Below are 23785 nucleotides of genomic sequence, written 5' to 3' on the forward strand. Positions count from 1 at the left end.
AGAGTCGGGTCTCTTGTATCCCGGCATTATCCATCATATAACGCCAAAAAGTAAGCGATGACAAACACGTAAAGTGTAAGCAGTCACGGCATCACATTCTGTTAAACGTAAGTTTAGCCGATATACACAAACTCAACCTGACTTTATCGTTATCGATAGCGCAGTGAACAAGACGCCATAACGTTACCGCTATGGCGTCTGCTTGTGCTTTGTAGTTATTACAGTTTCGCGCTCACCCAGCTTTCAACACTGGCCAATGCCGCAGGAAGTGCCGCCGCATCCGTACCACCGGCTTGCGCCATGTCCGGACGACCGCCACCCTTACCGCCCACCTGCTGGGCGACCATACCAATCAGTTCCCCTGCTTTTACGCGGTCGGTCACATCCTTAGAGACGCCCGCAATCAGAGAAACCTTACCTTCTGCCACTGTCGCCAGCACGATAACTGTGGAACCGAGCTGGTTCTTCAGATCGTCGACCATAGTACGCAGCATCTTAGGCTCAACGCCCGCCAGATCGCTGACCAGCAGTTTGACACCCTTAATGTCTACAGCTTTGCTGGAGAGGTTTGCACTCTCCTGCGCCGCAGCCTGCTCTTTCAGCTGCTGCAGCTCTTTTTCCAGCTGACGCGTACGATCCAGCGCAACGCGCACTTTCTCGCCCAGGTTCTGGCTATCACCTTTCAACAACTGCGCGATATCGTGCAGCTGATCGCTCTGCGCATGCAGGCTGGCAATCGCGCCTTCACCGGTTACCGCTTCAATACGACGCACGCCCGCCGCCGTTCCTGATTCGGAAACTATGCGGAACAGACCAATGTCGCCGGTACGGGAGGCATGCGTCCCGCCGCAGAGCTCAGTCGAGAAGTCGCCCATGCTCAGCACGCGAACGCGGTCGTCGTATTTCTCGCCGAACAGTGCCATCGCGCCTTTCTTCTTCGCCGCCTCGAGATCCATGATATGGGTTTCGATTGGCAGGTTACGACGGATCTGCGCATTCACCAGATCTTCCACCGCGCGGATTTCAGACGGCTTCATCGCTTCAAAATGAGAGAAGTCGAAGCGCAGCACTTTATCGTTAACCAGAGAACCTTTCTGTGCAACGTGCGTTCCCAGAACTTCACGCAGGGCAGCGTGCATCAGGTGCGTAGCTGAGTGGTTCAGACGAATGCGCGCACGACGAGCTTCATCAACGTTCGCCTGAACACCCTCGCCCACTTTCAGAGAACCGGCAGTCAGTTTGCCCTGATGGCCAATCGCCTGACCGTATTTCTGCGTGTCGCTTACGCTGAAGCTGAAACCGTTGCCTTTCAGTTCGCCTTTATCGCCAACCTGGCCGCCGGATTCCGCGTAGAACGGCGTTTTGTCCAGAATGACAACCGCATCCTGACCCGCGTTGATGCTGTCTACGGCTTTACCGTCAACAAACAGGGCGGTCACTTTGCCAGTCAGTTCCAGATTTTCGTAGCCTTTGAATTCTGATGCGCCATCAACGCGGATCATCGCGTTGTAGTCAGCACCAAAACCGCTGGACTCGCGCGCACGGCGGCGCTGCTCTTCCATTGCGGCTTCAAAGCCTGCTTCGTCCACTTTGATGTTGCGCTCACGGCAAACGTCCGCCGTCAGGTCAACCGGGAAACCGTAGGTGTCGTACAGGCGGAAAGCGGTTTCGCCGTCCAGCGTATCGCCCTGAAGTTTCGCCAGCTCTTCATCCAGCAGCGCCAGTCCGCGCTCCAGAGTACGAGCAAACTGCTCTTCTTCCGTTTTCAGAACCTGCTCAACCTGCGCCTGCTGACGTTTCAGCTCATCACCGGCTGCGCCCATCACGCCAATCAGTGGCCCAACGAGTTTATAGAAGAAGGTGTCCTTCGCGCCCAGCATGTTGCCGTGACGGATAGCACGACGAATGATACGACGCAGCACATAGCCACGGTTTTCATTCGACGGGATCACGCCGTCGGCAATCAGGAACGCGCAGGAACGGATATGGTCTGCAATAACGCGCAGCGATTTGTTGTTCAGATCGGTTGCACCCGTCACTTGCGCAACGGCTTTAATCAGGGTGCTGAACAGGTCAATTTCGTAGTTGGAGTTAACGTGCTGCAGAACAGCCGCGATACGCTCCAGACCCATACCGGTATCAACGGACGGTTTCGGTAGCGGCTCCATCGTACCGTCAGCCTGACGGTTGAACTGCATGAAGACGATGTTCCAGATCTCAATGTAGCGATCGCCGTCTTCTTCCGGGCTGCCTGGAGGACCACCCCAGATGTGGTCGCCGTGATCGTAGAAGATCTCGGTGCACGGACCGCAAGGACCGGTATCGCCCATCTGCCAGAAGTTGTCAGACGCATAAGGTGCGCCTTTGTTATCGCCGATGCGAATAATACGCTCGCGCGGGATACCAACCTCTTTTTCCCAGATTTCGTAGGCTTCGTCATCGGTTTCATAGACGGTAACCCACAGACGATCTTTCGGCAGGTTGAACCAGTTTTCACCGGTCAGCAGTTCCCACGCATATTGAATGGCATCGTGTTTGAAATAGTCGCCGAAGCTGAAGTTACCCAGCATTTCGAAGAACGTGTGGTGACGCGCGGTGTAACCGACGTTTTCCAGGTCGTTGTGTTTACCGCCCGCACGCACGCAACGCTGTGAGGTTGTGGCGCGGGAATAATTACGTTTGTCGAGACCAAGGAACACATCCTTGAACTGGTTCATCCCGGCGTTGGTAAACAGCAGAGTCGGATCGTTGTTCGGTACCAGGGAGCTGCTGGCAACTACCTGATGTCCCTTACTATGGAAAAAATCGAGAAACGCCTGACGGATCTCAGCGGTGCTCTTGCTCATAATTATCCTGAAATCAAGCTAACGAAATGTCGTAGCAAGCCTGTATCGGTAAAACGTTGGACAGACCAGCTACTGGAAAAAGTGGGAATAAGATAAGTTTTCTTTAGTGGGAAGTAAAATCCCGCATGCGTTCAATCCGCAAAATTACGCCAGATATCCTGAATATCTTCCATCAGAAAGCCGCGGTAGAGCAAAAAGCGCTGGATTTTAACTTTTTCTGAAAATTCACGTGGCAAGGGTTCGCCGTACTTGCGAATGGCCTGTTCTTTTGCCAGCGCGCACCAGTCTGTGTCGCATTCGCGCATGGCCTTTTCAATGGTTTCACGGGCGACCCCTTTCTGGTTCAGCTCCTGGCGGATACGCGCGGGGCCATATCCTTTGCGGCCACGGCTGGCAAGAAACCGGGAAGCGAAACGCTCGTCATCCAGATAGCGGTGCTCATAGCACCAGGCAATGACGCGGTCGTAATCTTCCGCAGTCGCATCAATCTCTTCCGGCCCGTTTTTACTCATTACGGGGGCCGACAGTTTTCGCCGCAACTCCTGTTCGCTGTGGTCACGGACGGCAAGAATGCGCACCGCACGGTCCAGTAAGCGTGCATAGGCAGGGCGGCGTGAAGTCGATTCACTCATAAAAAACCTGCTGATTCAGAAATGCAAAAAGGGCCGCATTAGCAGCCCTTCATCTTTAAACGAGAGAATTAGAAATCTTCGTTGGTTTCTTCAGCACCCGCGTTATCCACCACGAAATCAGGCGTACCGTCCTGGTTGTTCAGCAGAAGCTCACGCACTTTCTTCTCAATTTCTTTCGCCGCAGCCGGGTTCTCTTTCAGCCAGGAGATTGCATTTGCTTTACCCTGACCAATCTTGTCGCCGTTGTAGCTGTACCATGCGCCCGCTTTTTCAATCAGCTTCTCTTTCACGCCCAGGTCAACCAGTTCGCCGTAGAAGTTGATACCTTCACCGTAGAGGATCTGGAATTCAGCCTGTTTGAACGGCGCTGCGATTTTGTTCTTCACAACCTTCACGCGGGTTTCGCTACCCACCACGTTTTCACCTTCTTTCACCGCGCCGATACGGCGGATATCCAGACGGACAGACGCGTAGAATTTCAGCGCGTTACCACCGGTAGTGGTTTCCGGGTTACCGAACATCACACCAATTTTCATACGGATCTGGTTGATGAAGATCAGCAGCGTGTTGGACTGCTTCAGGTTACCGGCCAGCTTACGCATTGCCTGGCTCATCATACGTGCCGCGAGGCCCATGTGAGAGTCACCAATTTCGCCTTCGATTTCAGCTTTTGGCGTCAGAGCAGCAACGGAGTCGACCACGATAACGTCAACCGCACCGGAACGGGCCAGCGCGTCACAAATTTCCAGCGCCTGCTCACCGGTGTCCGGCTGAGAACACAGCAGGTTGTCGATATCAACGCCCAGCTTACGAGCATAAACAGGGTCCAGCGCGTGCTCGGCATCGATAAACGCACAGGTTTTACCTTCACGCTGTGCCGCAGCGATAACCTGCAGCGTCAGGGTTGTTTTACCTGAGGACTCGGGCCCGTAGATTTCTACGATACGGCCCATTGGCAGGCCGCCAGCGCCCAGCGCGATATCCAGAGAAAGCGAACCGGTGGAGATAGTTTCCACATCCATGGAACGGTCTTCACCCAGGCGCATGATGGAGCCTTTACCGAATTGCTTTTCGATCTGGCCCAGTGCTGCCGCCAACGCTTTCTGTTTGTTTTCGTCGATAGCCATTATTACTCCTGTCATGCCGGGAGAAGCGACTGTGCTTCACCGTGGATTTCTGTTCTGTTGGTGCAATTATACTGTATGGTCATACAGTATCAAGTATTTTGTAGAAATTGTTGCCAGAGCGTTTTTAATGCATAAACGGTTGCCTGACGACGCACGCTTTCGCGATCGCCGCTAAAGCACTCCCGGCGGGTGATCCCTTCTCCTCTGGCGGTAGCAAAACCAAACCAGACGGTGCCGACAGGCTTCACGTCACTGCCCCCGTCCGGGCCCGCGATGCCGCTAATCGATATTGCATAATCCGCGCGCGCCTCTTTGAGCGCACCAATAGCCATCTCAATCACCACCGGCTCGCTGACCGCGCCATGCTGTTCGAGCGTAGATTCCCGCACGCCGATCATTTGCGCTTTAGCTTCATTACTGTAGGTCACAAAACCACGTTCAAACCAGGCGGAACTGCCGGCAATATCGGTAATCGCTTTCGCCACCCAGCCGCCGGTGCAGGACTCCGCGGTGGTGAGGGTCGCCCCGCGTTGCTTAAGCGCCAGCCCTACCACTTCGCTAAGCTGCATCAATTCATGGTCAGTCATTCTCGCTCCAGGCCTTAGAAAAACATGCAGCACAAGATAGCACTTTCTCGTCAGATATGGGGATGCGCTGCGGGATTTACGAGGGGGCTTCAGAAAAAAGCCGATGCGAGCGCACCGGCGGTGGCGAGGATTATTTCATGCTGTCAGCGAGGGTATCCACATTGTGGCGGAACGCCTTAACGTAGGTCTCTGCCACGCCCCCTTTTGCCGAGAGCGCTTCCGGGTAAAGCTCGCCTCCCGGCTGCGCGCCGGTAGCTGTAGCAATCTGTTTAACCAGCCGCGGGTCGAGCTGGTTTTCCATAAACCAGGTTTTCACGCCGTCCGCTTTAATCTGATTAATGATCTCAGCGACCTGTGCCGCGCTGGCCTCGCTCTCTGATGACAACCCCTGGGGCGCCATAAACGTCACCCCGTAGGCGCGGCTGAAATAGCCGAACGCGTCATGACTGGTCAGCACTTTACGTTTCACCAGCGGGATCTGGCTAAAACGCGTTTTGGCCCAGCTATCCAGCTGCTTAAGCTGCGCGATGTACGGTTTTCCGGTCGCTTCCAGTGCGGTTTTATCTTCTGGGTCGGCTTTCACCAGCCCGTTGAGAATATTTTGCGCGTACAGCGCCCCGTTCGCCGCGCTGTTCCAGGCGTGCGGGTCAGTGACGGTTTTGCCCTCTTCTTCGAGGGTATGCGTCTGCACACCACGCGACGCCACCACCAGCTGGCCTTTGAACCCGGAGGCTTTCACCAGACGATCCAGCCACCCTTCCAGTCCCAGACCATTGACCACCACAACATCTGCCTTGCTTAGCGCCGCGCTATCTTTTGGCGAGGGCTCGAAGGTATGCGGATCGCCGTCCGGCCCTACCAGCGTCGTGACGTTCACATGGTCACCGCCCACCTCCCGGGTCATATCCCCCAGAATGGAAAAGCTGGTCACCACATTGAGCGTTTTCGCCATCACCGTTTGCGACATCATCCCTAGCGCGAGCGCCACTACGAATCCCGTACGTTTCATCGTTTCCCCTTGCGTTAAAAAAGCGCACGCAGGCTGCCAGCCAGCCTGCTGCGCGTGCCAAATAAAATGGAAATAAAGAACAGCGCGCTGGCGGTAAGCACGATGGATGGCCCCGCGGGCAGGCTGGCGGCCCAGGAGAGACTGAGTCCGAGCCACGCGCAGAAAATACCGCTGATACCCGCCATCAATAGCAGTCCGGGTAAGGTGCGTGCCCAGCAGCGTGCCGCTACCGCAGGGAGCATCATCAGCCCGACCGCCATCAACGTGCCAAGCACCTGAAAACCGGCAACGAGGTTAAGCACCAGCAGCGCCAGAAACAGGCCGTGTAATAAGCCGGGAACATGGCGGGCGTTTACCTGCAGCCAGGCGGTGTCAAAGGCCTCGGTCACCAGCCCACGGTAGAAAATCGCCAGCGTGATAAGGGTGAACATGCAAACGCCTGCCACAAACAGCGCGGCATCGTTATCCACCGCCAGGATGGAGCCAAACAACAGGTGCAGAAGATCGACGTTCGAACCGCGCAGTGATACCAGCGTGACGCCCAGCGCCAGCGAACCAAGATAGAACCCGGCAAAACTGGCGTCCTCTTTAAGCGGCGTTCGACGGCTGACCAGCCCGGCCACCAGCGCCACGGTAATACCGGCAATAAAGCCTCCCACGCTCATGGCCAGCAGCGACATACCGCTGAGCAAATACCCCACCGCGACGCCGGGTAAAATGGCGTGAGAGAGGGCATCGCCCATCAGACTCATCCGGCGCAGCTGAAGGAAAACGCCCAGAGCAGTGGTACTGACGGACAACGCCAGGCAAACCACCAGCGCGCGGCGCATAAAGCCATACTCAATAAAAGGCTGAAAAAAGATATGCCAGATCATGCCACCCTCACCCGCTCGGTTTTCCACTGGGGAATGTCAGCGTCCAGCCGTAACGTCTGCGGGAAGTGGCGCGATACACGCTCGCTGTCGTGCAGCACCGCAAGCACCGTTTGCCCCTGCATATACATTTCCAGCATCAGGTCCATCAGCACATTGCAGGTGGCTTCATCAACGCCGGTAAAGGGCTCATCGAGCATGACCAGCGGTGCCTGCTGCACTAATACCCGCGCGAACAGCATGCGCTGAAACTGACCGCCGGAGAGTTCATCAATGGTCGTTAGCGCCATCGTTCCAAGCCCCACCCGCTCAAGCGCACCGGCAATGCGCAGCCGCATTTCACGGCGAAGGCCAGAAAAAAGCGACGCTTCAGGCCAGCAGCCCATGCTGACCACATCCTGCACGGTTAGCGGAAATTGCGCCTCCAGGGCATGACGCTGTGCCAGCCAGCCCATTACCGGGCGTTTTTTCTGCCAGTGAAAACGGCCGCTTACCGGCGGGATAAACCCGGCGAGGGTTTTCAGAAGCGTTGATTTACCGCAGCCGTTGGCCCCGAGGATGGCGGTCATGCTCCCGCATTCAATCACACCGGACAGAGGACGCGCGACCGGCTCGCGGTCGTAACCCGCCGTGAGTTGATTCATCACAATCATGGCAATGCCACCGCCCAGCACGCGGCCAGTCCGATAAAGACAATCAGCGCCAGCGCCATCAGAAGCCGGACCGGCGCAGACAGAGAAAAAAAGGAAGTAGACATCTCATCACCACATCAAATGTTATAACATAACAATAATGAAAGATAATGCGGATGTAAATGAGCGGAGATTAACGGGAGTGTGGCGAAATGTTTCTGGATATCAGCCCAACCCTCTCCCGGCGGAAGAGGGTTGAACATCAAGCGTTACTGACTGAACGGCGACGCGGCAGGCACGCGCGCCTGTGACACCGCCAGCCCCAGCTGCCATACGGCCATCGCATAGTGAGTGCTGTGGTTATAGCGGGTGATGGTGTAGAAGTTAGGCAGCCCGTACCAGTACTGATAACCCGTACCGACATCCAGACGCAGCAGGCTCGCCTGTTGCGTATTTCCCAGCGGCTGCGTTGGCGTTAAGCCTGCAGCGGCCAGCTGCGAAACGCTGTAGTTGGTTTTAAAGCCGTTCTCAAGCCCTGGAGCCTGGCCGTTAGCCTGCACCGCCACCTGACCGCCCGGCACCCAGCCGTGCGCTTTAAAGTAGTTCGCCACGCTGCCGATGGCATCCACCGGATCCCACAGGTTGATATGACCATCTCCGTTAAAGTCGACGGCATATTGCTTATAGGAGGACGGCATAAACTGGCCGTAGCCCATCGCACCGGCAAACGAGCCTTTGAGATCTAACGGGTCATCTTGTTCATTGCGCGCCATCAGCAGGAAGGTTTCCAGTTCAGACGAGAAATATTCAGCGCGACGCGGGTAGTTGAAGGAGAGCGTCGCCAGCGCATCGAGGATACGGGTTTTGCCCATCACGCGGCCCCAGCGGGTTTCCACGCCGATAATCCCGACGATGATTTCAGGCGGTACGCCATACACCTGCCACGCACGGTTCAGCGCATCTTCATATTGGTTCCAGAAGACCACGCCATTTTGCACGTTATCCGGCGTAATAAACTGTTTGCGATAACGCAGCCATGCGCCATTTGGCCCGGTCGGTACCTGAGCCGTCGGTGCCTGGCGATCCATCAAACGCAGAACATAATCCAGTCGCTTCGCCTGCGACAGAATTTCATGCAGTTGCTGGCGGTCAAAACCGTGTTTGCTCACCATTTTATCGATGAACTGCTCGGCCGCCGGGTTATTCGCAAAGTCGCCGCCCATCTGCATCATATTATGCTGCGGCTCCAGCAGGAATCCTCCGGAAGGCGCGCCAGCCGTTTGCTGCACGGCTTCGGTCTTGGGTTTGCTACTACAGGCAGACAGCAGAATAAGCGCAGGTAATAACGCTGCATAACGACGCTTGAACATGTGACATCCATTTAACGGGTTCGATAAGAACCCAGTATGGTAAAGCATCCGCAACACCTCAAGGAAGTGGTACGCACCTCCCCCACCAAATCTTTACGCACCCCATCGCAAATCTGTGCAATTTTCGTCCACCCAAGACTCCCACCGTCAATTAACTTTCAAAATAATCCATTTTTCTTTCATTGTGAGATCTAATTAACACTTTAAAACCTTTCAAAGTGATTATTATTAGCCTCGGTTATACAAAAACAAAAAAGCCCCACAGGAGAGAAGAATGATAGAAACCATCACCCACGGCGCCGAGTGGTTCATCGGGCTGTTTCAGAAAGGCGGAGAAGTGTTCACCGGCATGGTGACCGGGATCCTGCCCCTGCTGATTAGCCTGCTGGTCATAATGAACGCGCTGATTAACTTTATCGGCCAGCAACGCATTGAACGCTTTGCCCAGCGCTGCGCCGGCAATCCGCTGTCCCGTTACCTGGTTCTGCCCTTCATCGGCACGTTTGTTTTTTGCAACCCGATGACGCTGAGCCTCGGCCGCTTTATGCCTGAAAAATACAAGCCCAGCTATTACGCCGCAGCCTCCTACAGCTGCCACTCCATGAATGGCCTGTTCCCGCATATCAACCCCGGCGAGCTGTTTGTCTATCTGGGCATTGCCAGCGGCCTGACCACGCTTGGCCTGCCGCTCGGTCCGCTGGCGGTGAGTTATCTGCTGGTCGGTCTGGTCACCAACTTTTTCCGCGGCTGGGTCACGGACCTCACCACCGCCATTTTCGAGAAGAAAATGGGTATCCAGCTTGAACAGAAAGTCCATCTTTCAGGAGCCGCAGCATGAGCCGTATTCGCATTGAAAAAGGAACGGGCGGCTGGGGCGGCCCGCTGGAATTCGACGCCACTGAAGGCAAAAAAATCGTCTATATCACCGCAGGCACACGTCCGGCCATTGTCGACAAACTGCGTGAGCTGACCGGCTGGGAAGCGGTCGACGGCTTCAAAGAGGGCGAACCGCCTGAAGCGGAAATTGGCGTGGCGGTGATTGACTGCGGCGGCACGCTGCGCTGCGGCATCTACCCCAAGCGGCGTATTCCTACCGTGAATATCCATTCCACCGGTAAATCAGGTCCGCTGGCGCAGTACATCCTGGAGGACATTTACGTCTCCGGCGTGAAGGAGGAAAACATTCACCTGGCACAAGGGTCTGCTGCCCCTCAGAAAGCGGCCCCGCGTGATTACGACACGAGTAAAAAAATCACCGAACAGAGTGACGGCCTGCTGGCAAAAGTCGGAATGGGGATGGGCTCTGCCGTGGCCGTGCTGTTCCAGTCCGGGCGCGACACCATCGACACGGTGCTGAAAACCATTCTGCCGTTTATGGCATTCGTTTCGGCGCTGATCGGCATCATCATGGCCTCGGGTCTTGGCGACTGGATTGCTCACGGCCTCGCCCCGCTGGCGAGCCACCCGCTCGGGCTGGTGACGCTGGCGCTGATCTGCTCCTTCCCGCTGCTGTCGCCGTTTCTCGGCCCAGGCGCGGTCATTGCGCAGGTTATCGGCGTGCTGATTGGCGTGCAGATTGGCCTTGGCAACATTCCCCCGCATCTGGCTCTGCCCGCCCTGTTTGCCATTAACGCCCAGGCGGCGTGTGATTTCATTCCTGTCGGGCTGTCGCTGGCGGAAGCGCGCCAGGACACCGTGCGCGTTGGCGTGCCCTCTGTACTGGTCAGCCGTTTCCTGACCGGCGCACCGACGGTGCTGATTGCCTGGTTTGTCTCCGGCTTTATTTACCAATAAGAGGTTCCTGTGATGACCGTAATTTACCAGACCACCATCACCCGCATTGGCCAGAGCGCGGCCGATGCGCTCAGCGACAAGATGCTGATTACCTTCCGCGAAGGCGCGCCCGCGGATATCGAAGAGTTTTGCTTTATCCACTGTCACGGCGAGATGAACGGCGAGCTGAAGGCCGGGAGTCAGCTGGAGTTGGGCGACGCGCGCTACGCCGTGACCGCCGTCGGCGACGTGGCCGGACAAAACCTGCGGGAGCTCGGCCATATCACCCTGCGTTTTGATGGCCAGCCGCAGGCGGAATATCCCGGTACGGTTCATGTGGATGGCCCGGTTCCGCAGGCTGTCACCCCAGGCTGCACGTTGAAGTTTGTTGCGTAATTTAAGGAGAAAGATATGAGTCAGGTTGCCGTTGTCATTGGTGGGGGACAAACCTTAGGCGAGTTCCTCTGCCGTGGGCTTGCTGCAGAGGGTTACCGCGTGGCGGTAGTGGATATTCAGAGTGAAAAAGCCGCACGCGTGGCGGACACCATCAACACCGAATTGGGTGAAGGGATGGCCTACGGATTTGGTGCTGATGCCACCAGCGAGCAGAGCGTGATGGCGCTGGCCCGCGGCGTGGACGAGATTTTTGGCCGTACCGACCTGCTGGTATACAGCGCAGGGATAGCCAAAGCGGCCTTTATCAGCGATTTCGAACTGGGGGACTTCGACCGCTCCCTGCAGGTTAACCTGGTGGGCTATTTCCTCTGCGCACGCGAGTTTTCCCGTCTGATGATCCGCGATGGCATTCAGGGGCGCATCATCCAGATCAACTCGAAATCGGGCAAAGTGGGCAGCAAACACAACTCCGGTTACAGCGCGGCGAAATTTGGCGGCGTAGGGCTGACGCAATCTCTGGCCCTCGATCTGGCCGAATATGGCATTACCGTTCACTCGCTGATGCTGGGCAACCTGCTGAAATCGCCGATGTTCCAGTCCCTGCTGCCGCAATATGCCACCAAGCTCGGGCTGAAAGAGGAGGAAGTGGAGCAGTATTACATCGACAAAGTGCCGCTGAAGCGCGGCTGCGATTATCAGGACGTGCTGAACATGCTGCTGTTTTATGCCAGCCCCAAAGCCTCTTACTGCACCGGGCAGTCCATTAATGTCACCGGCGGGCAGGTGATGTTCTGATCGAACACGCTGATGCCCGTATCCCCCTCTCCTTCGGGAGAGGGAACAACAAGGAGCTCGTATGGTTACCGCACTCATTACCGTTGCCGCCATCGCCTGGATGTGCCAGCTGATCTTTGGCGGCTGGCAAATCCGCCAGTTTAACCGCGCGTTTGATGCCCTGTGTCAGAAAGGGCGCGTGGGCGTCGGGCGTTCCGGCGGGCGTTTCAAACCGCGCGTGGTGGTTGCCATTGCGCTGGACGAACACAATAGGGTCTGCGATTCCCTCATCATGCGCGGGATGACCGTTTTTGCCCGCCCGGCGAAAATCCAGGCGATTAACGGGATATCGCTGCAGGAATTACAACCCGATGTGATCTTTCCCCATGATTCGCTCTGTCAGAATGCTCTATCATTAGCGCTTAATCTGAAACATGGATAATTTCGTTGTGAACGCGATAAGCTTGCGAAATTATCATTTCGCAACCTAAGGAATTGAGCGCCTATGAAACCACGTCAGCGTCAGGCGGCCATTCTGGAGCATCTGCAAAAGCAGGGAAAATGCTCGGTAGAAGAACTGGCCCACTACTTTGACACCACCGGCACGACAATACGAAAGGATCTGGTATTGCTCGAAAACTCTGGTGCAGTCATCCGAACCTACGGCGGCGTGATGCTCAACAAAGATGAAGCCGACCCGCCTATCGATCACAAAACGCTGATCAATACTCACCAGAAAGCGCTGATTGCCGAGGCCGCCGTAAAATTTATCCATGATGGCGACTCCATTATCCTTGATGCAGGCAGCACCGTGCTGCAGATGATCCCGATGCTCAGCCGCTTTAACAACATCACGGTGATGACCAACAGTCTGCACATCGTCAACGCCCTGTCGGAGTTCGACAGCGAGCAAACCATTCTGATGCCCGGCGGGACGTTCCGTAAAAAATCTGCGTCGTTTCACGGTCAACTGGCGGAAAACGCCTTTGAACACTTCAGCTTTGATAAACTCTTTATGGGCACGGACGGTATCGATTTGAACGCCGGCGTGACGACCTTTAACGAGGTGTTCAGCGTCAGCAAAGCGATGTGCAACGCCGCGCGCGAAGTGATTTTGATGGCAGACTCGTCGAAGTTTGGCCGTAAAAGTCCCAACATTGTCTGCAGCCTTGAAAGCGTCGATAAGCTCATTACCGACGCAGGTATCGACCCGGCGTTCAAAAAAGCGCTGGAAGAGAAAGGGATCGACGTGATTGTAACCGGAGAGAGAGATGAGTGATTTTCTGTTAAACGCAGGCCGCCAGACCCTGATGCTGGAGCTGCAGGAAGCCAGCCGCCTGCCGGAACGTCTGGGCGAGGATTTTGTGCGCGCGGCAAACACCATTATCCAGTGCGAAGGTAAAGTGGTGGTCTCCGGGATCGGCAAGTCCGGTCATATCGGCAAAAAGATTGCCGCTACGCTTGCCAGCACCGGCACACCGGCGTTCTTCGTGCATCCGGCCGAAGCGCTGCACGGCGATCTGGGGATGATTGAAAGCCGCGACGTGATGCTGTTTATCTCCTACTCCGGTTCGGCCAAAGAGCTGGATCTCATCATCCCGCGTCTGCAGGAAAAATCGGTCGCGCTGCTGGCGATGACCGGTAAATCCCGCTCACCGCTGGCACTGGCGGCCAAGGCCACGCTTGATATCTCCGTTGAGCGCGAAGCCTGCCCGATGCACCTCGCCCCCACCTCCAGCACCGTGAATACGCTGATGATGGGCGACGCGCTGGCAATGGCGGTAATGCAGGCACGCGGCTTTAACGAAGAAGATTTTGCCCGCTCGCACCCGGCGGGCGCGCTCGGTGCGCGACTGCTCAATAAAGTTCATCATCTGATGCGGACCGACGAGGCCATTCCGCAGGTCAAACTCAACACCAGCGTAATGGATGCGATGCTGGAACTGAGCCGCACCGGGCTGGGTCTGGTAGCGGTGTGCGATGAAACCGGTAGCGTTAAAGGCGTGTTTACCGACGGCGACCTGCGCCGCTGGCTGGTGGGCGGCGGCAAGCTGGAATCCCAGATTTCGGAAGCGATGACCCGGGGCGGGCTGACCCTGAACGCCGAGAGCCGCGCCATCGAAGCCAAAGAGGTGCTGATGAAACGCAAAATCACCGCCGCGCCGGTGGTGGATGAGCACGGCAAGCTGTGCGGCGCCATCAACCTGCAGGATTTCTACCAGGCCGGGATTATTTAACCTTTGAGTCCCAGACGTTTCGCCAGCCGGTGCAGGTTGGCGACGTCCATTTCCAGCGCTCGCGCGCACGCCGCCCAGCTGCGGTTATTCTGCTCCAGCGCGCGGGCGATAGTCTGACGCTGAAACGCTTCCGTTGCGTCCCGCAGGTTCTCATGGGCCATTTCCGGCGTGGCAGGCGTAACGAACGAAGCGGTATCATCGCGCAATGCGAAATGCCGCGCGTGGATCACCACCTCATCTCCCGAACGTGTCGCCCGCGCCAGCACCACGGCGCGGTGAATCGCATGTTCCAGTTCGCGTACGTTACCCGGCCAGCCGTAGCGCATCAGATGGGCTCGCGCGCCGGGGCTTAATACCACGCGGGAAAGCCCCATTCGTAACCGACATTGCTCGCAGAAAAACCCCGCCAGCAGCACCACATCGTCGCCGCGCTCGCGTAGCGGCGGCACGGTAAGCGGAAACACGCTCAGACGATGGTACAGGTCAGCGCGGAAATTCCCGGCCAACACCTCTTCGCGCAGGTCACGGTTGGTTGCCGCCAGCACACGCACGTTGACTCTCAGGCTGCGATCGTCGCCGACGCGCTGAATATCGCCGTACTGCAGGACGCGCAGCAGTTTGGCCTGAAGCGACAGCGACAGTTCGCCAATTTCATCGAGGAACAACGTGCCGTTATCCGCCATTTCGAATTTGCCGCTGCGGTTGCTGATCGCCCCGGTAAACGCCCCTTTGACGTGACCAAACAGCTCACTTTCCGCCACGCTTTCCGGCAGCGCGGCGCAGTTGAGGTACACCAGCGGGTTGACCGCGCGCGGCGAGGCTTCGTGGATGCCCTTCGCCACCAGCTCTTTACCGGTGCCGGTTTCCCCGAAAATCAGCACGTTTAAATCCGAGGCCGCCACGATATCGATCTCTTTTTTTAGCTGCACCATCCCCGGTGACAGCCCAATCATCTCCGTGTGTGCCACCGGTTCAAACGCCGACGGGCTGCCGGGAAGGATGTTCTGGCTCTCCAGCTGTTCGATCAGTAGCGCGTTATTCAGCGCACCGGCGGCCAGCGCGGCAATCAGCCGCAGCTCTTCATCGCTAAAGGTGTCGAACTGATCCGGCGACAGGCCGTCGAGGGTTAATGCCCCAATCAGGTTTTGTCCGGCAAACAGCGGCAGACCGATACAGGCATGAACTTTCAGGCTCTCCTGCCCCGGGATCAGCCCGTCGTAAGGGTCGGGCAAATCACTGTCCGCCGGAAAGCGCACCACGTCACCGGCCCGGGCGATGGTTTCCAGACGCGGATGGCCTTCCAGGGAGAAGCGTCGCCCAAGAACGTCCTGCGCCAGCCCGTCGATAGCCAGCGGAATAAACTGCCGGGCGTCGTAGCGCAGCAGTGCCGACGCATCGCACGCCAGCACGTGGCGCAGCGTCGAAATCAGCCTCTGAAAACGGTCCTGATGACCGATACCGGTTTGCAGTTCAATGGCAATTTTTGCCAGTACGTCCACGGAAAAGCTCATCTGCGCCTCACTGTCATTTTGACCATTCATATTGTCACAATGACCATAAATCAGATAGTCATATTGACTACCCATTACGAGTAATAAAATTTAAAAACCTTAAAAAACAGCAACATGAAAAACTGGCACGCAACTTGATAAAGGCTAGTCATCTTATTTGAAAAACGCCGTATTAATTGAGGTTGCTATGTCTATTCTGGTTAAAAATAACATTCATTGGGTTGGCCAACGTGACTGGGAAGTGCGTGACTTCCACGGAACGGAGTACAAAACGCTGCGCGGCAGCAGCTACAACAGCTATCTCATCCGTGAAGGCAAAAACGTGCTCATCGATACCGTCGATCACAAATTCAGCCGGGAGTTCGTGCAAAATCTGCGCAGTGAAATCGATCTTGCGGATATCGACTACATCATCATTAACCATGCGGAAGAGGATCATGCCGGGGCGCTGACCGAGTTAATGTCCTGCATTCCCGACACCCCGATTTACTGCACCACCAACGCCATCGACTCGATTAACGGCCATCACCACCACCCGGAGTGGAATTTCCACACCGTCAAAACCGGCGACACGCTGGATATCGGCAACGGCAAACAGCTGATCTTCGTTGAAACCCCGATGCTGCATTGGCCCGACAGTATGATGACCTACATGACCGGCGATGCGGTGCTGTTCAGCAACGATGCCTTCGGCCAGCACTATTGTGACGAGCGCCTGTTTAACGACGAAGTGGATCAAACTGAGCTATTCGAACAGTGTCAGCGCTACTACGCCAATATCCTGACGCCGTTCAGCCGTCTGGTGACGCCAAAAATCACCGAAATCCTCGGCTTTAACCTGCCCGTGGATATGATAGCCACCTCTCACGGCGTGGTGTGGCGCGAAAACCCCACCCAGATCGTGGAGCTGTACCTCAAATGGGCCGCGGATTATCAGGAAGACCGTATCACGCTTTTCTACGACACCATGTCTAATAACACCCGCATGATGGCGGACGCCATTGCGCAGGGTATTAACGAAGTCGACCCGAACGTGGCGGTGAAAATCTTCAACGTGGCGCGTAGCGATAAAAACGAGATCCTGACCAACGTCTTCCGCTCCAAGGGCGTGCTGGTGGGCACCTCCACGATGAACAACGTGATGATGCCGAAAATTGCAGGCCTTGTGGAAGAGATGACCGGCCTGCGCTTTCGTAATAAACGGGCCAGCGCATTTGGCTCCCACGGCTGGAGCGGCGGCGCAGTAGACCGGCTCTCCACGCGTTTGCAGGACGCCGGTTTTGAGATGTCCATGAGCCTGAAGGCGAAATGGCGTCCGGACATCGACGCGCTTGAATTGTGTCGCCAGCATGGCCGTGACATTGCGCGTCAGTGGGCGCTCGCGCCGCTCCCCGACATGAACGCTAAAAACCCCGCGCCGCAGCAAGCCTGCGCCACAGCGGTCGCTGACGTTGGCCCTCGCATGCAGTGCAGCGTCTGCCAGTGGATTTACGACCCGGCACAGGGCGAGCCGCTGCAGGATGTTGCCCCCGGTACCCCCTGGTGCGACGTGCCGGACAATTTCCTCTGCCCGGAATGTTCCCTGGGAAAAGAGGTCTTTGGCGAACTGGCAACGGAGGCACAATGAACCACGGTATCGTTATCATCGGCTCGGGCTTTGCCGCCCGCCAGCTGGTGAAAAACATTCGCAAGCAAGACGCCAGCGTGCCGTTGACGCTCATTGCCGCCGACAGCATGGACGAGTACAACAAGCCTGATTTAAGCCACGTTATCAGCCAGAATCAGCGAGCCGAAGACCTCACCCGCCAGACCGCAGGGGCGTTCGCGGAACAGTTTAGTCTGCGGTTATTTCCGCACACCTGGATAACCGATATCGACGCCGCCGCCCATGTGGTGAAAGCAAAAGACAAAACCTGGCAATACGACAAGCTGGTACTGGCGACAGGGGCGTCTGCTTTTGTCCCGCCGGTGGAAGGCCGGGAACTGATGATCACCCTCAACAGCCAGCAGGCGTATCAGGCCAGTGAAACCCTGCTGCGTGACGCGAAGCGGGTGATGATTGTCGGCGCAGGGTTGATTGGCACAGAGCTGGCGATGGATTTTAACCGGGCGGGTAAATCCGTCACCCTGGTCGACCATGCGGCAAGCATTTTGTCGGCGCTGATGCCTGCAGAAGTAAGTAGTCGCTTACAGCATCGTCTGACCGATATGGGCGTACATCTGCTGCTGAAATCCCAGCTGCAAAGCCTGAAGAAAACCGGGAGTGGGATTCATGCAACGCTCGACCGCAGCCGCAGCGTTGAGGTGGATGTGGTGGTTGCCGCCACGGGCCTGCGTCCGGAAACGGCGCTGGCGCATCGCGCCGGCGCGGAAACAGGCCGTGGCGTGAAGGTAGACAGCTACCTGCAAACCACGCAGCCCGATATTTACGCCCTGGGTGACTGCGCTGAAATTAACGGACAGGTCCTGCCCTTCCTGCAGCCCATTCAACTGAGCGCCATGTACCTCGCGAAAAACCTGTCTGGCGGCAGTGCGCCACTGAAATTACCCGCCATGCTGGTAAAAGTAAAAACGCCAGCGCTCCCGCTGCACCTGGCAGGCGAAACCGAGCGTCCGGACCTGCACTGGCAACTCACCATTGAACCTCAGGGAATGGTGGCTCGTGGGTGCGACAGCGAAGGACAGATGCGCGCCTTTGTAGTGAGCGAAGACCGGATGAAAGAGGCTTTCGCTCTGCTGAAATCATTACCCGCTTAACGCTGATTCGCCTGCCACGCTAACGTAACCTTTGGATTTTATGGTCCACAGCCCCGATGTCCCGGGGCTTTTTTTTCAACGTCGTTTAGCCAGATAACGACAATGATGTTCAGACGCCGCGTCAGGAACGCACGACAAGCGCATCGTAGCCGCGCCAGCGATAGTTGATCATGGAAATCAGCCAGCAGGCAACGAACAGCCCGACCACCACGAACCCGGCGTTACCGAGGTTGTCATTAACTGCGCCAATGCGATCCCAGAAGCCTCCGCTGAGGGCAAATTTATCCATCAACAGACCCAGAGCTTCCAGCCCGCCGATAAACAGCGCCACCACCACGGAGGTGCCGGTGATGGTCATGTTGTAGTAAAGCTTGCGCTGCGGCTTATTAAACGCCCAGCCGTAAGCACCGACCATCAGCAGATTGTCGAGGGTATCGACCAGCGCCATACCGCTGGCAAACAGCGCCGGGAAGATCATGATGGACCAGACTGACATCCCGTTTGACGCGCTGGCGGCCGAAATCCCAAGCACACCGATTTCCGTCGCGGTATCAAACCCCAGACCAAACAGGAAACCGACCAGGTACATCTGCCAGCTCTTGTTCACCAGGCGGAACGTTGCGCCAAACAGCCAGTTCATGACTCCGCCTGATGCCGGAAGCGTGATGTCGTCACGCGTGACCTGACCGTTCTTCAGCGCCTGAAAATTACGCCACACGCCGCGCAAAATCACCAGATTGACCAGCGCCATCGCCAGCAGAAACGTTGCAGAAACGGCGGTGCCAATCAGGCTGCCGGTTTCATGAAACCATGCCATATTCTTCTGAAACGCCGTGGCGGTGGCCGCAATGGCAATGGAGGCCAGCACCACAATGGTGGAGTGTCCCAGAGAGAACCACGCCCCCACGCCGGAAGGGCGTTTACCCTGCTGCATCATCTTACGCGTGACGGTATCAATGGCCGCGATGTGGTCGGCATCCACCGCATGACGGAGTCCATAACACCAGGCCAGCAGGCTGGCGGCCATCAGCGCCGTACTGCCGCTGAAGGTTTGCCATGCCCAGCCCCATGCCAGAAGATTAGCCATTACCAAAGCCAGCAGCAGAAACGCCGCGCGGGGTTCATTGCGTAAGAGTCGTAACATTTTACATCCTTTGTGAACATGACCGGGCGGCAGCAACCACCGCCTGCCCGAAGGAGATAGCGCCGTCACCTGACGGCAGATGATGAGGAAAAAGCAGCGTGAAGTCTGAGAGGTAATGGCGCAGTCGCGCGCGCAGCAGACGGTTATGTAACACGCCGCCGCTGAAGCATACGGTGGAAAGCCCCAGTCGCCGGGCATGGGAGGTGACAAGCTCCGCCAGCCCTTTCGCCAGCGCATCGTGAAACGCCCATGCCCGCTCGCAGGGTTCCGCCTGCCAGTTCAGCCACTGTTGCCAGAAGCGCGTAAGGTTTTCGGCCTGAAGCGTAACCGGATGTTGAACGTCGTGGCACTGCGCGGCCAGCGCTTCAAGCCGGCAGGCGGCCTCACCTTCATAGCTCTGGGTTTCTGACGTGATGCCGAGCGCGCAGGCCACCGCGTCGAACAGACGTCCGCAGGATGAGGCCAGCGGCGCGTTTAAACCGCGCTGAATGGCCGTAGCCAGCAGCGGCCAGTTTTGCCGCTGAACGTCACGCGTTTCCGGGTACTGCTGCCAGTCCGGCACAAACGCCAGGCAGTGGGCGAGTAAATTGCGCCACGGCTGCATGGCAGCCCTGTCCCCGCCCGGCAGCGCAACCGCAGGCAGACCGCCCAGACGTTCGCAGTCGAGATAGTTTACCCGCAGGCACTCCCCGCCCCACAGCGCGCCGTTTTCACCCATGCCGATCCCATCCAGCGTCAGGGCAATGACATCTCCGCCCTCAAGCGGCCAGCCGTTTTCTGCCATGCATGCCGCCGCGTGAGCGTGGTGGTGAAGCACGGTGTCGATCGGCAAAGCCTGGGCTTGCGCCCACTGTCGGGCGTGATAGCCCGGATGGGCGTCGCATACCACGCGCTGCGGCTGAAACGCATAGATCTGCTGCATCATCGACAGCGCCGAACGCCACTGGGCCTCGACACCGTCGTCACTCAGATCGCCAAAGTGCTGACTCAGTACCGCCTGGTTACCGCGCACCAGACAGAAGGTATTTTTCATATCAGCACCGGTGCACACCATCGCCGGGACAGCGCTGAAACCGGCGGGCAGCGTGATGGCATCCGGCACAAAACCGCGCGCGCGGCGCAGCATCATACCGTCCTGATCCATCACGGAATCATCCATACGCTGCAGGATGTCGCGGTTGTGCAGCAGGAATCCGTCAGCGATGTCGCCCAGTTCATCCAGTGCCTGCTGGCAGGTGATGGCCGGCGGACGCCCGCTGAGGTTGCCGGAGGTCATCACCAGCGGGCGCTGGCAGTCCATCATCAGCACATGCTGTAGCGGGTTAGCGGGCAGCATCAGTCCAACGGTGTCCAGCCCTGGCGCGATCGCGTCAGGAAGCGGAGGACACCATGCTTTTGGCGTGAGCACGATGGGCGCTGCAGGCGAGCGCAGCAGCGTTTGCACTGATTCCGGCAGTCCCTCCGCCTGCGGGATCATGACCGCCAGTGGCTTCATCGGGCGCTGTTTGCGCGCCCGCAGGGTTGCCACCGCCTGCGCGTTGGATGCGTCACAGGCAAGGTGAAAACCGCCCAGCCCTTTGATGGCGACAATCCCGCCATTTTTGAGCATGTGGACCGCCGCACTCAGCGCAGACTCGCGGGTGGCAACGGTCTCGCCCGCGCGCCATTCCAGCTCGGGTCCACAATCCGGACAGGCTACCGGCTGCGCGTGAAAACGGCGGTCAGCGGGATTGCGGTACTCGGTTTCACACGGCTCACAGAGGGGAAATGCCGCCATTGACGTGGCCGGGCGGTCATAGGGCATGGCGCGAATGATGGTAAAACGTGGACCGCAATGGGTACAGTTGATAAATGGATAGCGATAACGCCGCGCTCGGGGATCGCGCATTTCAGCCAGGCACGCCGGGCAGGTAGCGGCATCCGGCACAATCTGGGTGTCCATCGCTCCGCCCGCGCTATGGCGAATGGTGAACGCCTGCGGCACCGTTGCCCAGGTGAACGGCTGGCTGTCGACAGCATCGATACGTGCCAGCGGTGGGCAGTCCTGATGCAGCCTCGCGGTAAAGGCCCCCCCATTACCCGCGAGACGCACCAGCACGCCCTCTCCGTCATTACAAACGTCACCCGTCAACTGTAGCTGATGCGCCAGCTGCCAGACGAAGGGACGAAACCCTACCCCCTGCACCTTGCCGCGCACCCGCAACTGTACGCCGTTATCGCCCATCGCGACTTAAAACAGCAGTGACGATGACGTGTCGAACGCGGCACGACGGCGTTTTTCCGCGCTCATCTGCTCAAGCTTGTCGCGATCCACGCAGACCAGGGCGTGCGTCGGGCAGGCTTCCATACAGGCCGGGCCGGCATCACGGTGGTAGCAGAGGTCGCATTTATTGGCTTCCGCTTTTTCCGCGCGCACGCTCAGCCCCATGCCGCTGTTGCGCACAACCGGACGCACCACGACTTCCATCGCACCGTACGGGCAGGCAACCACACAGGTTTTGCAGCCGATGCAGCGCTCCTGCATCACATGCACGAATCCTTTCTCACGTTTGATGGCCCCGTTTGGGCAGACGTTAGCGCACGGCGCATCCTCACACTGGCGACAGATAGCGGCCGTGGAGATATTCACGCCTTTAATGACGTGGATCCGCGGTAAAAAGGTATCAGGGGTGAGCGATGCGCAATCCTGCTCCGCCTGATGGGAAACCACACACGCCACTTCACAGGTACGGCAGCCTATGCATTTACTGGCATCGGCCATAATAAAACGGTTCATCTGCTTCTCCAGCATTACAGTCCTGCGCGGAGATATACATAAACCGTGCCAATTATTAACCTGTTGATTTTATGAAGTTTATAAAATGAAAGCAGGGCTGTCATCGTCACTTCTGACGATGACAGCTGTCGACATCAGCGGTGAGGCCCGTCAATGACCGAGTCACGCAGGATAAGCTCGCCGGAGAAGGTTTGCTGGTACTTAAACTCACCGCCATCCAGCAGGAAGATCAGGCGGCTAATGGTCTCTTTGATCATCTCCGTCACCGGAATGCGCACGCTGGAGAGCGAGGGGACGATGTAGGGGGCGATGGCCACATCGTCAAAGCCAATCACCGACACGGCATCCGGGGTGGCGATCCCGCGCTCATGCAGCTGTTTCATGGCCCCAATCGCCATATCGTCATTACTCGCCACCAGCGCCGAAAAGGTTTCACCGCGCGAAAGCAGCTCAGACACCGCTGCCGCACCGCTGGCCGGGTTCCATTTTCCCTGCGCAATCAGCGACGGGCGCAGCGGGATCTGGTGTTGTGCCAGGGCGTCTTTGTAGCCCGAGAGACGCTCAACGCCCGTGGGGGAATCCAGCGAACCGGTGATAAACGCAATCTCCCGGTGCCCTTTCTGAATAAGCTGCGACACGGCGTCCTGGCAGGAGGCTTTATGATCTGACCAGACGCTGTGACTGCTGTTTTTCCGTAAGCGGCGGTTAAGGACCATAATCGGCTGTTCGCATTTCTCAACGATGTCGTCCATCTCATCCACGCTCAGGAAACGCGGGTAAATGATCACCGCGTCACAGCGCATATCGAGCAAATACTGAATGGCCTCGCGCTCTTCATCCGCACTGTGCTTACCGTCCGCCAGGATCAGCTGCCGCCCTTTCTCTTCCGTCATGCGGGCGGCGTGAAAGAGCAGTTCGCTAAAATAGACGCCGTGATAAAGGGTGTTGGTGACCACCAGACCCAGCGTCTGGGTACGTTTGGTCGCCAGATTTCGTGCCAGCAAATTCGGGCGATAGCCGCTCTCTTCAATCGCCTGAAACACCCGGTCTTTGGTCTCCTGGCTGACGTAGCCATTGCCCGACAATACCCTGGAAACCGTCGCTTTCGAAACGCCTGCCCGCTTCGCGACTTCAAGCATCGTGGTCATCGTAATCTTCCGTTTGAAACTACCAGGGCGCAGTGTACTGCACTGCAGAAAAATTGTCGCAGCGGCGATATCACGCTTTTTACCCCTCTAGGTGATCATCATCACGAAATGAAAAAATGTACAAAATGTGATCTTGTTTCATTCAAAGAAACTATTGATGATTATGTGGAACCGGTTTCCTACATTTCTCACAA

At 57.2% G+C, this 23785-nt stretch carries 22 protein-coding genes; 9 read left to right on the top strand and 13 right to left on the bottom strand.

Annotation, left to right across the window (positions count from 1 at the left end; genetic code table 11):
* Positions 1–218: 218 nt before the first annotated feature.
* From alaS to mltB, 8 genes are all read right to left on the bottom strand, one after another.
* Positions 219–2846, bottom strand: a complete 2628-nt coding sequence (alaS, locus tag ACN9MQ_RS17625) for an alanine--tRNA ligase (protein WP_025203392.1) — start codon at positions 2844–2846, stop codon at positions 219–221.
* Between the two features lie 131 nt (positions 2847–2977).
* A complete protein-coding gene (gene recX / locus ACN9MQ_RS17630; RefSeq protein ID WP_014171334.1) occupies positions 2978–3478 on the bottom strand; it encodes a recombination regulator RecX in 501 nt (166 codons plus the stop codon).
* Positions 3479–3546: 68 nt separating this feature from the next.
* On the bottom strand, positions 3547–4605 hold the full coding sequence (gene recA / locus ACN9MQ_RS17635; RefSeq protein ID WP_020883855.1) for a recombinase RecA: 1059 nt from the start codon (positions 4603–4605) through the stop codon (positions 3547–3549).
* Positions 4606–4694: 89 nt separating this feature from the next.
* Positions 4695–5192, bottom strand: coding sequence for a nicotinamide-nucleotide amidase (gene pncC / locus ACN9MQ_RS17640; protein WP_020883854.1), 498 nt, complete (start codon positions 5190–5192; stop codon positions 4695–4697).
* 130 nt (positions 5193–5322) lie between these two features.
* Complete coding sequence (locus ACN9MQ_RS17645) at positions 5323–6201, bottom strand: metal ABC transporter substrate-binding protein (RefSeq protein ID WP_020883853.1); 879 nt, start codon at positions 6199–6201, stop codon at positions 5323–5325.
* A gap of 14 nt (positions 6202–6215) precedes the next feature.
* Positions 6216–7076, bottom strand: coding sequence for a metal ABC transporter permease (locus tag ACN9MQ_RS17650; protein ID WP_025203390.1), 861 nt, complete (start codon positions 7074–7076; stop codon positions 6216–6218).
* Positions 7073–7726 carry a metal ABC transporter ATP-binding protein gene (locus ACN9MQ_RS17655; protein WP_073396508.1) on the bottom strand — a complete coding sequence of 218 codons (654 nt, stop codon included), beginning with the start codon at positions 7724–7726 and terminating at the stop codon, positions 7073–7075. The genes ACN9MQ_RS17650 and ACN9MQ_RS17655 overlap by 4 nt, the downstream gene beginning before the upstream one ends.
* A 248-nt stretch (positions 7727–7974) precedes the next feature.
* Positions 7975–9075 carry a lytic murein transglycosylase B gene (mltB, locus tag ACN9MQ_RS17660; RefSeq protein WP_025203388.1) on the bottom strand — a complete coding sequence of 367 codons (1101 nt, stop codon included), beginning with the start codon at positions 9073–9075 and terminating at the stop codon, positions 7975–7977.
* A 274-nt stretch (positions 9076–9349) separates the two neighbouring features.
* On the opposite strand from mltB, the gene srlA reads away from it, so the two are divergent.
* The 7 genes from srlA to gutQ all read left to right on the top strand — a co-directional run bounded on the left by srlA (position 9350) and on the right by gutQ (position 14255).
* Positions 9350–9913, top strand: a complete 564-nt coding sequence (gene srlA / locus ACN9MQ_RS17665) for a PTS glucitol/sorbitol transporter subunit IIC (RefSeq protein WP_014171343.1) — start codon at positions 9350–9352, stop codon at positions 9911–9913.
* Positions 9910–10869 (top strand): PTS glucitol/sorbitol transporter subunit IIB, encoded by a 960-nt coding sequence (gene srlE / locus ACN9MQ_RS17670; RefSeq protein ID WP_014171344.1) that lies wholly within the window; start codon positions 9910–9912, stop codon positions 10867–10869. The genes srlA and srlE overlap by 4 nt, the downstream gene beginning before the upstream one ends.
* Before the next feature lie 12 nt (positions 10870–10881).
* On the top strand, positions 10882–11244 hold the full coding sequence (gene srlB, locus ACN9MQ_RS17675) for a PTS glucitol/sorbitol transporter subunit IIA (RefSeq protein ID WP_020883848.1): 363 nt from the start codon (positions 10882–10884) through the stop codon (positions 11242–11244).
* Between the two features lie 15 nt (positions 11245–11259).
* Complete coding sequence (gene srlD, locus ACN9MQ_RS17680) at positions 11260–12039, top strand: sorbitol-6-phosphate dehydrogenase (protein WP_014171346.1); 780 nt, start codon at positions 11260–11262, stop codon at positions 12037–12039.
* Between the two features lie 61 nt (positions 12040–12100).
* Positions 12101–12460, top strand: coding sequence for a transcriptional regulator GutM (gene gutM / locus ACN9MQ_RS17685; protein WP_020883847.1), 360 nt, complete (start codon positions 12101–12103; stop codon positions 12458–12460).
* Positions 12461–12523: 63 nt separating this feature from the next.
* Positions 12524–13297, top strand: coding sequence for a glucitol operon DNA-binding transcriptional repressor SrlR (gene srlR / locus ACN9MQ_RS17690; RefSeq protein ID WP_014171348.1), 774 nt, complete (start codon positions 12524–12526; stop codon positions 13295–13297).
* Entirely contained in the window at positions 13290–14255 is a 966-nt protein-coding gene (gene gutQ, locus ACN9MQ_RS17695) for an arabinose-5-phosphate isomerase GutQ (RefSeq protein WP_426021183.1), read from the top strand. Before srlR ends, gutQ begins: the two co-directional genes overlap by 8 nt.
* Here gutQ and norR read toward each other — a convergent pair.
* Positions 14252–15766 (bottom strand): nitric oxide reductase transcriptional regulator NorR, encoded by a 1515-nt coding sequence (gene norR / locus ACN9MQ_RS17700; protein WP_041162991.1) that lies wholly within the window; start codon positions 15764–15766, stop codon positions 14252–14254. The two genes, gutQ and norR, sit on opposite strands and share 4 nt — an antisense overlap.
* 187 nt (positions 15767–15953) lie before the next feature.
* On the opposite strand from norR, the gene norV reads away from it, so the two are divergent.
* Both norV and norW read left to right on the top strand, forming a co-directional pair.
* Positions 15954–17393 carry an anaerobic nitric oxide reductase flavorubredoxin gene (norV, locus tag ACN9MQ_RS17705; RefSeq protein WP_073396505.1) on the top strand — a complete coding sequence of 480 codons (1440 nt, stop codon included), beginning with the start codon at positions 15954–15956 and terminating at the stop codon, positions 17391–17393.
* Complete coding sequence (gene norW / locus ACN9MQ_RS17710) at positions 17390–18523, top strand: NADH:flavorubredoxin reductase NorW (RefSeq protein WP_073396503.1); 1134 nt, start codon at positions 17390–17392, stop codon at positions 18521–18523. The genes norV and norW overlap by 4 nt, the downstream gene beginning before the upstream one ends.
* A gap of 121 nt (positions 18524–18644) precedes the next feature.
* Here the strand turns inward: norW and ACN9MQ_RS17715 are convergent, their stop codons facing one another.
* The 4 genes from ACN9MQ_RS17715 to ACN9MQ_RS17730 form a co-directional block, all read right to left on the bottom strand.
* The gene (locus ACN9MQ_RS17715) at positions 18645–19667 is read right to left on the bottom strand and encodes a HoxN/HupN/NixA family nickel/cobalt transporter (RefSeq protein ID WP_063213980.1); all 1023 of its coding nucleotides are present in this window, start codon (positions 19665–19667) and stop codon (positions 18645–18647) included.
* A gap of 1 nt (position 19668) precedes the next feature.
* Positions 19669–21891, bottom strand: coding sequence for a carbamoyltransferase HypF (hypF, locus tag ACN9MQ_RS17720; RefSeq protein ID WP_426021181.1), 2223 nt, complete (start codon positions 21889–21891; stop codon positions 19669–19671).
* A 6-nt stretch (positions 21892–21897) separates the two neighbouring features.
* The gene (hydN, locus tag ACN9MQ_RS17725) at positions 21898–22443 is read right to left on the bottom strand and encodes an electron transport protein HydN (protein WP_023308960.1); all 546 of its coding nucleotides are present in this window, start codon (positions 22441–22443) and stop codon (positions 21898–21900) included.
* Positions 22444–22577: 134 nt separating this feature from the next.
* Positions 22578–23591 carry a LacI family DNA-binding transcriptional regulator gene (locus ACN9MQ_RS17730; RefSeq protein WP_049022820.1) on the bottom strand — a complete coding sequence of 338 codons (1014 nt, stop codon included), beginning with the start codon at positions 23589–23591 and terminating at the stop codon, positions 22578–22580.
* Positions 23592–23785: the final 194 nt, after the last annotated feature.

The sequence above is a fragment of the Enterobacter sp. R-25 genome, assembly GCF_049913205.1.
Classification (GTDB): Bacteria; Pseudomonadota; Gammaproteobacteria; order Enterobacterales; family Enterobacteriaceae; genus Enterobacter; species Enterobacter ludwigii.

Excerpts from the sequence above, each read along its gene's own strand:
- alaS (WP_025203392.1), bottom strand. The coding sequence starts at position 2,846 with ATGAGCAAGAGCACCGCTGAGATCCGTCAGGCGTTTCTCGATTTTTTC.
- recX (WP_014171334.1), bottom strand. The coding sequence starts at position 3,478 with ATGAGTGAATCGACTTCACGCCGCCCTGCCTATGCACGCTTACTGGAC.
- recA (WP_020883855.1), bottom strand. The coding sequence starts at position 4,605 with ATGGCTATCGACGAAAACAAACAGAAAGCGTTGGCGGCAGCACTGGGC.
- pncC (WP_020883854.1), bottom strand. The coding sequence starts at position 5,192 with ATGACTGACCATGAATTGATGCAGCTTAGCGAAGTGGTAGGGCTGGCG.
- ACN9MQ_RS17645 (WP_020883853.1), bottom strand. The coding sequence starts at position 6,201 with ATGAAACGTACGGGATTCGTAGTGGCGCTCGCGCTAGGGATGATGTCG.
- ACN9MQ_RS17650 (WP_025203390.1), bottom strand. The coding sequence starts at position 7,076 with ATGATCTGGCATATCTTTTTTCAGCCTTTTATTGAGTATGGCTTTATG.
- ACN9MQ_RS17655 (WP_073396508.1), bottom strand. The coding sequence starts at position 7,726 with ATGATTGTGATGAATCAACTCACGGCGGGTTACGACCGCGAGCCGGTC.
- mltB (WP_025203388.1), bottom strand. The coding sequence starts at position 9,075 with ATGTTCAAGCGTCGTTATGCAGCGTTATTACCTGCGCTTATTCTGCTG.
- srlA (WP_014171343.1), top strand. The coding sequence starts at position 9,350 with ATGATAGAAACCATCACCCACGGCGCCGAGTGGTTCATCGGGCTGTTT.
- srlE (WP_014171344.1), top strand. The coding sequence starts at position 9,910 with ATGAGCCGTATTCGCATTGAAAAAGGAACGGGCGGCTGGGGCGGCCCG.
- srlB (WP_020883848.1), top strand. The coding sequence starts at position 10,882 with ATGACCGTAATTTACCAGACCACCATCACCCGCATTGGCCAGAGCGCG.
- srlD (WP_014171346.1), top strand. The coding sequence starts at position 11,260 with ATGAGTCAGGTTGCCGTTGTCATTGGTGGGGGACAAACCTTAGGCGAG.
- gutM (WP_020883847.1), top strand. The coding sequence starts at position 12,101 with ATGGTTACCGCACTCATTACCGTTGCCGCCATCGCCTGGATGTGCCAG.
- srlR (WP_014171348.1), top strand. The coding sequence starts at position 12,524 with ATGAAACCACGTCAGCGTCAGGCGGCCATTCTGGAGCATCTGCAAAAG.
- gutQ (WP_426021183.1), top strand. The coding sequence starts at position 13,290 with ATGAGTGATTTTCTGTTAAACGCAGGCCGCCAGACCCTGATGCTGGAG.
- norR (WP_041162991.1), bottom strand. The coding sequence starts at position 15,766 with ATGAGCTTTTCCGTGGACGTACTGGCAAAAATTGCCATTGAACTGCAA.
- norV (WP_073396505.1), top strand. The coding sequence starts at position 15,954 with ATGTCTATTCTGGTTAAAAATAACATTCATTGGGTTGGCCAACGTGAC.
- norW (WP_073396503.1), top strand. The coding sequence starts at position 17,390 with ATGAACCACGGTATCGTTATCATCGGCTCGGGCTTTGCCGCCCGCCAG.
- ACN9MQ_RS17715 (WP_063213980.1), bottom strand. The coding sequence starts at position 19,667 with ATGTTACGACTCTTACGCAATGAACCCCGCGCGGCGTTTCTGCTGCTG.
- hypF (WP_426021181.1), bottom strand. The coding sequence starts at position 21,891 with ATGGGCGATAACGGCGTACAGTTGCGGGTGCGCGGCAAGGTGCAGGGG.
- hydN (WP_023308960.1), bottom strand. The coding sequence starts at position 22,443 with ATGAACCGTTTTATTATGGCCGATGCCAGTAAATGCATAGGCTGCCGT.
- ACN9MQ_RS17730 (WP_049022820.1), bottom strand. The coding sequence starts at position 23,591 with ATGACCACGATGCTTGAAGTCGCGAAGCGGGCAGGCGTTTCGAAAGCG.